Source organism: Stenotrophomonas sp. Sm6012 (assembly GCF_030985895.1).
Taxonomy (GTDB): Bacteria; Pseudomonadota; Gammaproteobacteria; order Xanthomonadales; family Xanthomonadaceae; genus Stenotrophomonas; species Stenotrophomonas forensis.
Genome location: NZ_JAPTFX010000166.1, coordinates 1 through 9,142 on the forward strand (window position 1 = coordinate 1; position 9,142 = coordinate 9,142).

7 protein-coding genes are annotated in these 9,142 nt (G+C 67.2%); 2 read left to right on the plus strand and 5 right to left on the minus strand.

What is annotated here, in order from left to right; translation table 11 throughout:
* Window positions 1-142 precede the first annotated feature (142 nt).
* Window positions 143-1,342, minus strand: a complete 1,200-nt coding sequence (locus O0J73_RS19740) for an MFS transporter (RefSeq protein WP_308309435.1) — start codon at window positions 1,340-1,342, stop codon at window positions 143-145.
* A 72-nt stretch (window positions 1,343-1,414) separates the two neighbouring features.
* On the opposite strand from O0J73_RS19740, the gene O0J73_RS19745 reads away from it, so the two are divergent.
* Entirely contained in the window at window positions 1,415-2,212 is a 798-nt protein-coding gene (locus O0J73_RS19745) for a helix-turn-helix transcriptional regulator (RefSeq protein WP_308309436.1), read from the plus strand.
* A gap of 60 nt (window positions 2,213-2,272) precedes the next feature.
* Here O0J73_RS19745 and dnaJ read toward each other — a convergent pair whose 3' ends face one another.
* From dnaJ to hrcA, 4 genes are all read right to left on the minus strand, one after another.
* The gene (gene dnaJ, locus O0J73_RS19750) at window positions 2,273-3,400 is read right to left on the minus strand and encodes a molecular chaperone DnaJ (RefSeq protein ID WP_006434177.1); all 1,128 of its coding nucleotides are present in this window, start codon (window positions 3,398-3,400) and stop codon (window positions 2,273-2,275) included.
* Between the two features lie 153 nt (window positions 3,401-3,553).
* Window positions 3,554-5,479, minus strand: a complete 1,926-nt coding sequence (gene dnaK, locus O0J73_RS19755) for a molecular chaperone DnaK (protein ID WP_006434175.1) — start codon at window positions 5,477-5,479, stop codon at window positions 3,554-3,556.
* Window positions 5,480-5,660: 181 nt separating this feature from the next.
* Complete coding sequence (grpE, locus tag O0J73_RS19760) at window positions 5,661-6,176, minus strand: nucleotide exchange factor GrpE (RefSeq protein WP_008267012.1); 516 nt, start codon at window positions 6,174-6,176, stop codon at window positions 5,661-5,663.
* A 63-nt stretch (window positions 6,177-6,239) separates the two neighbouring features.
* Window positions 6,240-7,304 carry a heat-inducible transcriptional repressor HrcA gene (hrcA, locus tag O0J73_RS19765; protein ID WP_008266321.1) on the minus strand — a complete coding sequence of 355 codons (1,065 nt, stop codon included), beginning with the start codon at window positions 7,302-7,304 and terminating at the stop codon, window positions 6,240-6,242.
* A gap of 114 nt (window positions 7,305-7,418) precedes the next feature.
* Between hrcA and recN the strand changes: the two genes are divergently transcribed.
* Complete coding sequence (recN, locus tag O0J73_RS19770) at window positions 7,419-9,080, plus strand: DNA repair protein RecN (RefSeq protein WP_006434170.1); 1,662 nt, start codon at window positions 7,419-7,421, stop codon at window positions 9,078-9,080.
* Window positions 9,081-9,142: the final 62 nt, after the last annotated feature.

Below are 9,142 nucleotides of genomic sequence, written 5' to 3' on the forward strand. Positions count from 1 at the left end.
CGACCAAGCCTACATGGACGTATTTACGGCGTCCCCCTCAACCGGACCCACCCCGCCAACCCACGGATAGCCCGCTTCTGCTGTTGCTTCGGCTCTGGCTTGTAGCAGGTGCAGGGCTGCAAGCCCTGCAAAGCAAAACCCCTCAGTGAGCAGCAGGCCGCGACGGCGGCAGCCAGGCCGCCACGATGCCGAGCAGCGGCAGGAACGCGGTCAGCTGGTAGACGTACTCAATGCTGGTCTTGTCTGCCAGCAGGCCGAGCACGGCGGCGCCCAATCCGCCCATGCCGAACGCAAAGCCGAAGAACAGGCCCGACACCATGCCGATGCGGTGCGGCATCATCTCCTGCGCGTAGACCACGATCGCCGAGAACGCCGAGGACAGCACGAAGCCGATCAGCACCGCCAGCACCGTCGTCCAGAACAGATCCGCATGCGGCAACACCAGCGCGAACGGTGCTACACCCAGGATCGACGTCCAGATGATCGGCTTGCGACCGATGCGGTCACCCAGCGGGCCCCCCAGGAAACCACCTGCGGCTGACGCCACCAGGAATGCGAACAGGTGCAGCTGCGCCTGCGCCACCGGAATGCCGAAGTGGTGGATCAGGTAAAAGGTGAAGTAGCTGCCGATGCTTGCCATGTAGAAGTACTTGCTGAAGATCAGCACCAGCAGGATCGCCAGCACCTTGGCCACGGTGCGCGGCGGATGCCTCGGCGCCATCGACGCGGTGCTGGCCGGACGCGGCGTGCCCAGGTGCAGCGCATACCAGCGGCCGACATAGGTCAGCAGCGCGATGCCGATCAGGGCGGCACCGGCGAACCACGAGGCGGCATGCTGGCCATACGGCACGATCACCGCTGCAGCAATCAGCGGGCCGAGCGCGGTGCCGAAATTGCCGCCGACCTGGAACACCGACTGCGCGAAGCCATGACGACCTCCGGAGGCCAGCCGCGCAATGCGCGAGGCTTCCGGGTGGAAGATCGCCGAACCGATGCCGACCATCGCGGCGGCCAGCAGCACCACGGCGTAGCTCGATGCGAAGCCGAGCAGCAGCATGCCGCACAGGGTCGAGGCCATGCCGATCGGCAGCGAATACGGCGCCGGGCGCCGGTCGGTGGCCATGCCGACCAACGGCTGGAAGATCGAGGCGGTGAGCTGGTAGGTCAGGGTGATCAGGCCGATCTGGGTGAAGCTGAGATTGAAGCCGCCCTTGATCACCGGATAGATGGCCAGGATCAACGACTGCATCATGTCGTTGACCACGTGCGAGGTGGAAATGGCAGCCAGCACGCCGGGAGCCACCGGGCGTGAGGTCGTTGCAGGAGAAGCCAGGGCGGACATGGACGCAGTCAGGTTGGGGGCGAGCCACGCATGCTACGGTTGCCCTCCCCTCCCTTCTGCCGCGTTCGGGTCATGGCCTATCGCAAAAAGGACATTGGCAGCGACGTCGATCCGGCGGCGCCCTGGCGCGACGTCCCCCAGCATCGCCCGGTCACCTATCGGGTCACCCAGTACCCGGCCGGTACCCACATCGCAGGCCACAAGCACCAGCGCCACCAGCTGGTCTATGCCATCTCGGGGCTGATGGTGGTGCGCTCGGAAGTGGGCCGCTGGGTGGTGCCCTCGACCCGTGCGATCTGGATGCCGGCCGGCATGGTGCACGCGGTCGACTGCATCGCCGCCGTGCACATGCGCAGCCTGTACATCGACCCGTTGTTCGCGCCGCAGCTGCCGGCCGAACCGTTCGCGGTACAGGTGGCACCCCTGCTGCGCGAGCTGCTGCAGGCCGCCACGCTGATCAAGGGCGAGCACATCGAAGACAGCCGCGATGGCCGCGTGGTGCGCCTGCTGCTGGACGAACTGCATCGCATGGACGTGCTGCCGCTGCATCTGCCTGCCGCGACCGACCCGCGCCTGCAGCGGATCTGCCAGCACATCCAGAAGCACCCTGGCGATGACGCCACGCTGCAGGACTGGGCGCAGGCACTGGAGGTGGACGTGAAGACCATCCAGCGCCACTTCGGCAGCGAACTGGGCATGACCTTCGGCCAGTGGCGGCAACAGGCACGCCTTCTGGCCGCGATGGAACGCCTGGCGGTGGGCGAGAAGGTGATCGATGTGGCGCTGGCGATGGGCTATGACAGCCCCAGCGCGTTCACCAGCATGTTCAAGCGGCAGCTGGGGCAGACGCCGGCGGCATTTTTCCGATGATCGCAAACGAAAACGCCGGGCTTGGCCCGGCGCTGCCGTTCAACGCGTCCGTTGAAAAACTCAGGACGTCATGCGGTCCCAGAAGCCCTTTACGCCATCCATGAAGGTGGCCGACTTCGGCGAGTGCTTGCGCGCTTCCTCGCCAACGAAGGTGGCTTCGAACTGCTCCAGCAGCTTGCGCTGTTCGTTGGTGAGGTTGACCGGGGTCTCCACCACCACGCGGCAGTACAGATCGCCCTCGCTGCGGCTGCGCACCGAACGCACGCCCTTGCCGCGCAGACGGAACAGCTTGCCGGTCTGGGTCTCGGCCGGGATGCGGATCTCCGCCTCGCCGCCCAGGGTGGCCACGCGCACGGTGTCGCCCAATGCGGCCTGCGAGATGCGAATCGGCACTTCACAGTGCAGGTCGTCGCCATCGCGCTGGAAGATGGCGTGCTCGCGCACGCGCACTTCCACGTACAGGTCGCCCGGCGGGGTACCGGCCGGACCGGCCTCACCCTCGCCCTGTAGGCGGATGCGGTCGCCGGTATCGACACCGGCCGGCACCTTCACCGACAGCACCTTGTCTTCCTCGACACGGCCGTTGCCGTGGCAGGTCTTGCAGGGCTTGGCGATGATCTGGCCGCGGCCGCCGCAGTTGTGGCAGGCCTGCTGCATGGCGAAGATGCCGCGCTGGATGCGTACCTGGCCACGGCCATGGCAGACGTTGCAGGTCTCGACCTTGCCGTCTTCGGAGCCACTGCCATCGCAGTCGCCGCATTCGGCCAGGGTCGGGATCTCGATGCGGCGCTCGACGCCACGCACCGCTTCCTCCAGGTCCAGCTCCATCACGTAGCCGATGTCGGCACCGCGACGGGCCTGGCGCGGGCCACCGCCTGCACCACCAAAGATGTTGCCGAAGATATCGCCGAAGATATCGTTCATGTCCGGGCCGCCCGGACCGCCACCACCGCCCATGCCGTGCTCGAACGCAGCATGGCCGTGGCTGTCGTACATGCGGCGCTTGTTGCCGTCGGACAGCACTTCGTAGGCTTCCTTGCACTCCTTGAAGGAGGCTTCGGCCGCTGCATCACCCGGGTTGCGGTCCGGGTGGAACTTCATCGCGCAGCGACGGTAGGCCTTCTTCAGCTCGTCGTCGGTGGCGGTGCGGGCAACGCCCAGCACTTCGTAGTAATCGCGCTTGCTCATATCGTGAATCTGGTTCCGAAAAGTCGGGATTCGTCAAAGCGGAAGAGCGGAACCAGGTCCGCTCTTGCGTCGGGCGCCCCGACACGCCGGTGGCGGCCAGGACCCTGATGCGACAACGGGACGCTGCCAGGCAGCGTCCCGCGTCGGTCCGGATCAGGACTTCTTGTCGTCCTTGACTTCGGTGAACTCGGCATCGACCACATCGTCGTTGCCCTTGCCAGCGTTGCCGGCGTCGGCGCCCGGGGCGGCACCGCCCTGGTCGGCCGAAGCCGCGGCGAACAGCGACTGGCCCGCTTCTTCCAGCACCTTCGACTTGGCTTCGATCTGTGCCTTGTCGTCACCCTTCATCGCGGTTTCCAGGTCAGCCAGGGCCGCCTCGACCTTGCCGATCACTTCGCCGCCGACCTTGCTGCCGTGCTCGGTGATCGCGCTGCGGGTGCCGTGGATCAGGGCATCGGCCTGGTTGCGGGCCTGCACCAGCTCCTGGAACTTCTTGTCTTCTTCGCGGTTGGCTTCCGCGTCGGCGACCATGCGTGCGATCTCTTCCTCGGACAGGCCCGAACCGGCCTTGATCTCGACCTTCTGTTCCTTGTTGGTCTTCTTGTCCTTGGCCGACACGTGCAGGATGCCGTTGGCGTCGATGTCGAAGGACACTTCCACCTGCGGCAGGCCGCGCGGGGCCGGCTCGATGCCGGACAGGTCGAACTTGGCCAGCGACTTGTTGAAGCGGGCCTGTTCGCGCTCACCCTGCAGCACGTGCACGGTCACGGCCGACTGGTTGTCTTCGGCGGTGGAGAACACCTGCGAGGCCTTGGTCGGGATGGTGGTGTTCTTCTCGATGATCTTGGTGAACACGCCCCCCATGGTCTCGATGCCCAGCGACAGCGGGGTCACGTCCAGCAGCAGCACGTCCTTGACGTCGCCGCCGAGCACGCCGCCCTGGATCGCCGCACCCAGTGCCACCGCTTCGTCCGGATTGACGTCCTTGCGCGGTTCCTTGCCGAAGAACTCGGTCACCGCCTGCTGCACCTTCGGCATACGGGTCTGGCCACCGACCAGGATCACTTCGCTGATGTCGCTCGAACGCAGGCCGGCATCGTTCAGGGCGACGCGGCACGGCTCGATCGACTTCTTGATCAGGTCTTCCACCAGCGCTTCCAGCTTGGCGCGGGTCAGCTTGATGTTCAGGTGCTTCGGACCCGAGGCGTCGGCGGTGACGTACGGCAGGTTCACTTCGGTCTGCTGGGCGCTGGACAGCTCGATCTTGGCACGCTCGGCGGCGTCCTTCAGGCGCTGCAGGGCCAGCGGATCCTTGCGCAGGTCGATGCCCTGGTCCTTGTTGAATTCTTCAACCAGGTACTCGATGACGCGGTTGTCGAAGTCTTCGCCGCCCAGGAAGGTGTCGCCGTTGGTGGCCAGCACTTCGAACTGCTTCTCGCCGTCGACGTTGGCGATCTCGATCACCGACACGTCGAAGGTACCGCCGCCCAGGTCGTACACCACGATCTTGCGATCCTTGTTGTCGCCCTTGTCCAGGCCATAGGCCAGCGCGGCCGCGGTCGGCTCGTTGATGATGCGCTTGACGTCCAGGCCGGCGATGCGGCCGGCGTCCTTGGTCGCCTGGCGCTGGCTGTCGTTGAAGTAGGCCGGCACGGTGATGACCGCTTCGGTGACCTTCTCACCGAGGAAGTCCTCGGCGGTCTTCTTCATCTTTTCCAGCACCTTGGCCGAGATTTCCTGCGGCGCCATCTTCTTGCCGTCGCTGGTCGACACCCAGGCGTCGCCATTGTCATGGGCCAGGATGCCGTACGGGACGTGCGCGATGTCCTTCTGCACTTCGGCGTCGGTGAACTTGCGGCCGATCAGGCGCTTCACCGCGTAGAAGGTGTTCTTCGGGTTGGTCACGGCCTGGCGCTTGGCCGAGGCGCCGACCAGGACTTCGCCGTCCTTGGTGTAGGCGACGATCGACGGGGTGGTGCGATCGCCTTCCGAATTCTCGATGACGCGGGCCTTGCCGCCGTCCATGATCGCCACGCACGAGTTGGTGGTGCCGAGGTCGATACCAATGATCTTGCCCATGGGGGAGACTCCTGAGGATGCTTGTTGGGGTCAGTCCGGCCGTTCGGCCGGTGGATGAATACGATGTGGGGGAGGCTCGTGGAACATTCAAGCCATCTCCCGAACGCTGTGTTTCCGGTCGTCCGGCGCGTTCAGCGTCGGGACGGGTCGCGGGCATTCCCGCCTCCCGGCCCGGCACGGGTCAGTCGGCGGCCACGACAACCAGGGCCGGCCGCAGCAGGCGCTCGTTGAGCAGGTAGCCCTTCTGGAACACGGTCACCACGGTGCCGGGGGCGGCGCCAGGGGTCGGCACCTGGCTGATCGCCTGGTGGTGTTCCGGGTTGAACGGCTGGCCGGTCGGGTCCAGCAGGACCAGGCCGTTGTCGGCGGCGACCTTCAGCAGCTGCTTGTAGGTCAGCTCCAGGCCTTCGCGCAGCGGGTGCGGGTCATCGCCGGCAGCCTTCAGGCCGGCATCCAGGCTGTCGAACACCGGCAGCAGCTCGCCCAGCAGCTTTTCGTTGGCAAACTTGCGGGCCTGCTCGATGTCACGGGCCACGCGCTTGCGCTGGTTCTCCAGGTCGGCGCGCTCACGCAGCGCATCGGCCTTGATCTGCTCGACTTCGGCGCGCAGGCGCTCCACTTCGTCATTGACGCCGGCGGCGGCGGCCGCATCGGCGGCACTCTGCTGGGATTCGATATCTGGATGTTCGTGGTTCATGTCTGGGTCCCTGGCGGTCAATCTCCGCCTCCACCCACCCTAGTGTGGGCGGGATGCTGCGTTTCAAGCGTCGGATGTTCCCGGCGTGCGCCCGGCCGGCGAAAAGGCCGCGCCCAGCACATCAGCGGTGGCCTGGACCAGCGGGATCATGCGGTCGTAGGCCATCCGCTTCGGGCCGATCACGCCCAGCACGCCCAGCACCTGGCCGTTGGCGGTATAGGGGGCGGTGACCAGCGAAACGCCCTGCAGCGGCATCATCCCGGTTTCTTCGCCGATGAAGATGCGTACACCCGGGGCCTGGATGGTCCGCTCCAGCAGCTGCAGGATCTCGCGCTTGCTGGAGAACAGTTCGAACAGCTCGCGCAGGCGCTCCAGGTCGGACAGGTCCTGCACGCCCATCAGCCGGGTCTGGCCGGCCACCAGCATGTCGTCGGCCGCCGGTTGCAGGGCCTGCTCGGCCAGCTCGATGCTGTGCGCCAGCAGCTGCTCCAGTTCGGAGCGGGCATCGCGCAGCTCCAGCAGCAGGCGGGTGCGGATCTCGGCCATCGGCAGCCCGGCGAAATGGGCGTTGAGGTAGTTGGCGACCTGCTCCAGCTGCCCCGGCGCGAACTCCTGGCGGGTCTCGATGACCCGGTTCTGTACCTCGTTGTCGGCAAACACCAGGATCGCCAGCACCCGGCGCCCGTCCAGCGCCACGAAATCGATCTGGCGGAAGGCGAACTGCTCGCGCCGTGGCGCGCTGACCACGCCGACGAAGTGGCTCATCGCCGACAGCAGCTCCGAGGCGCTGCCCAGCAGGGCCTGGGTACTGCCGCCGCCGGCCAGCTCCTGGCGCAGGCGGGCCAGTTCGCCCTCCCCCGGAGGCTGCATCTGCAGCAGGCTGTCGACGAACACCCGGTAGCCATGCGCGGTCGGGATGCGCCCGGCCGAGGTATGCGGCGAGGCCAGCAGCCCCAGGTCCTCGAGGTCACCCAGGATGTTGCGGATGGTGGCCGGGCTGACCTCCAGGCCGGCCACACGCGCCAGCGTCTGCGAGCCGACCGGCTCACCGTCCTGGATGTAACGCGCGATCAGCGTGCGCAGCAGATGGCGCGCACGCGGGGCAAGCTGGTCGGGAGAACCGTGCATGGAATCAACCTGTGAGACACGGACACTAGATAATGGCGGCGCATCCCCTTGGCAAGTCATTGGACCTCCCTCGCCCGCGTGCTAGCGTTGCGCGGCTGCCGATACCCCTTACCCATGCTCAGACATCTTTCGATCAAGGATTTCGCCGTCGTCCGCGCCACCGAACTGGAGTTCGGGCCGGGCATGACCGTGGTTTCAGGCGAGACCGGCGCCGGCAAGTCGCTGATGGTCGACGCGCTGGGCTTCCTGTCCGGCCTGCGCGCCGACAGCGGCGTGGTCCGCCACGGCGCCGCCCGCGCCGAGCTTTCCGCCGAGTTCGCGCTGGACCAGCTGCAGGCAGCGCGCCAGTGGCTGGCCGACAACGAGCTGGACGATGAGGATCAGTGCCAGCTGCGCCGCGTGATCCGCGCCGACGGCGGATCGCGATCCTGGATCAATGGCCGTCCGGTCACCCTCGCACAGCTGGCCGACCTGGCCGCGCTGCTGGTGGAGATCCATGGCCAGCATGAACAACAGGCGCTGCTGACCCGTCCGTCGCAGCTGGCCCTGCTCGACGCCTATGCCGGCAACGAGGCGGAGCGCCGCCAGGTGCGCCGCGCCGCCGCCGCCTGGCAGGCACTGGTCGACGAGTCGCAGGCGCTGTCGCAACAGGGCGACGTGAGTGACCGGATCGGCTTCCTGGAGCACCAGCTGCGCGAACTGGACCGCGAGGACCTGGAACCGGAGTCGATCGCCGCGCTCGGCGCCAGCCACCGCCGCCAGGCCCATGCCAGTGCCCTGCTGAGCGCCTGCCAGGCGGCCAGCAACCAGCTCAACGGCGACGACGGCAGTTCCGCGCTGGACCTGCTGCAGCAGGTCCGCCACGAGCTGTCGCGCCTGATCGAACACGACCCGCGCCTGGGGGAGGTGGACGGCCTGATCGAGAACGCCTCGATCCAGCTGCACGAAGCCCTTTCGCTGCTGGACCGCGTGCATGACGACCTCGACGCCGACCCCGAGCAGTTCGAAGAGAATGAGCGGCGCCTGGGCCGCCTGCACGACCTGGCGCGCAAGCATCGCGTGCCGATGGACGAGCTGGGCGCGCAGCGCGAACGCATGCATGCCGAAGTGGAGCAGCTGCGCGGCGCCGACGAGCGCCTGCAGCGCCTGGCCGGCGAGATCGACAAGGCCGCCGCCGCCTGGCGCGTACAGGCCGAAGTGCTGACCGCCAGCCGTCGCAATGCCGCCGCCGAACTGTCGGCCACCACCACCGGCATCATCGCCGAGCTGGGCATGGGTGGCGGCCAGTTCCTGATCGAACTGGAGCCGCAGGACAACGGCAAGCCCGACCCGCAGGGTGCCGAGCGCGTGGAGTTCCTGGTCGCGGCCAACGCCGGCCAGCCGCCGCGCGCCCTGCGCAAGGTCGCCTCGGGTGGTGAACTGTCGCGCATCTCGCTGGCCATCGAAGTGGCGGCACTGGACCTGGATGCGGTGCCGACCATGGTGTTCGACGAAGTCGACTCCGGCATCGGCGGTGCGGTGGCCGACATCGTCGGCCAGAAGCTGCGCGCGCTGGGCGAGAAGCGCCAGGTGCTGTGCGTGACCCACCTGCCGCAGGTGGCCTCCAAGGGCCACGCGCATTACCGGGTCAGCAAGGCGCCGGTGGAAGGCATGACCCAGAGCGCGGTGGAAAAGCTGGACAGCAAGGCACGCGAGGAAGAACTGGCGCGCATGCTGGGCGGCGTGGAAGTGAGCAAGGAAGCGCGCGCCGCCGCCCGCAAGCTGCTGCAGGTCTGACGTCCGCACGCGTTCATCCACGCGTCGCGTGGATCTACAGGTAGTGCCGGCCGCTGGCCGGC

What these genes read in the sequence shown, in the direction of transcription:
- dnaK (WP_006434175.1), bottom strand. Translation starts at nt 5,479, where the DNA reads ATGGGCAAGATCATTGGTATCGACCTCGGCACCACCAACTCGTGCGTG.
- dnaJ (WP_006434177.1), bottom strand. Translation starts at nt 3,400, where the DNA reads ATGAGCAAGCGCGATTACTACGAAGTGCTGGGCGTTGCCCGCACCGCC.
- O0J73_RS19740 (WP_308309435.1), bottom strand. Translation starts at nt 1,342, where the DNA reads ATGTCCGCCCTGGCTTCTCCTGCAACGACCTCACGCCCGGTGGCTCCC.
- grpE (WP_008267012.1), bottom strand. Translation starts at nt 6,176, where the DNA reads ATGAACCACGAACATCCAGATATCGAATCCCAGCAGAGTGCCGCCGAT.
- hrcA (WP_008266321.1), bottom strand. Translation starts at nt 7,304, where the DNA reads ATGCACGGTTCTCCCGACCAGCTTGCCCCGCGTGCGCGCCATCTGCTG.
- recN (WP_006434170.1), top strand. Translation starts at nt 7,419, where the DNA reads ATGCTCAGACATCTTTCGATCAAGGATTTCGCCGTCGTCCGCGCCACC.
- O0J73_RS19745 (WP_308309436.1), top strand. Translation starts at nt 1,415, where the DNA reads ATGGCCTATCGCAAAAAGGACATTGGCAGCGACGTCGATCCGGCGGCG.